The organism is Dryocola clanedunensis (assembly GCF_038405435.1).
GTDB classification, from domain to species: domain Bacteria; phylum Pseudomonadota; class Gammaproteobacteria; order Enterobacterales; family Enterobacteriaceae; genus Dryocola; species Dryocola clanedunensis_A.
In genome coordinates this window covers 1-821 of record NZ_JBBYHZ010000061.1, presented here as the reverse complement: position 1 = coordinate 821, position 821 = coordinate 1, and the positions used below count along the sequence as shown (strand labels likewise).

General features: G+C 52.6%; 1 protein-coding gene. It reads right to left on the bottom strand.

Translation table 11 applies throughout. The features are described from left to right. A partial coding sequence (gene tuf / locus AAE045_RS23360) for an elongation factor Tu (RefSeq protein WP_455549701.1) occupies positions 1 to 821 on the bottom strand: 821 nt, incomplete at both ends.

Genomic DNA, 821 nt, shown 5'->3' with positions numbered 1-821 from the left:
GTGTGCGGCTTGATAGAGCCTGGCTTAGCCAGAACCTGACCACGTTCGATTTCTTCACGTTTGATACCACGCAGCAGAACACCAACGTTCTCACCAGCACGGCCTTCGTCCAGCAGTTTGCGGAACATTTCAACGCCGGTACAGGTAGACTTAGCAGTCTCTTTGATACCAACGATTTCAACTTCTTCGCCAACTTTAACGATACCGCGCTCTACACGACCGGTAACAACTGTACCACGGCCGGAGATGGAGAATACGTCTTCGATAGGCAGCAGGAATGGCTTGTCGATAGCACGCTCTGGCTCTGGGATGTAAGAATCCAGGTAGCCTGCCAGTTCAACAATCTTCGCTTCCCACTCAGCTTCGCCTTCCAGCGCTTTCAGAGCAGAACCACGTACGATAGGAGTATCGTCACCTGGGAAGTCGTACTGGGACAGAAGTTCACGAACTTCCATTTCTACCAGTTCCAGCAGCTCTTCATCATCAACCATGTCGCACTTGTTCAGGAACACGATGATGAATGGAACGCCAACCTGACGACCCAGCAGGATGTGCTCACGGGTCTGTGGCATAGGGCCATCAGTCGCAGCAACAACCAGGATAGCGCCGTCCATCTGAGCAGCACCGGTGATCATGTTTTTAACGTAGTCGGCGTGCCCTGGGCAGTCAACGTGCGCGTAGTGGCGAGTCGGGGTGTCATATTCAACGTGGGAAGTGTTGATGGTGATACCACGAGCTTTTTCTTCTGGTGCGTTATCGATCTGGTCGAATGCACGAGCAGAACCACCGTAGGTTTTAGCCAGAACGGTAGTGATTGCAGC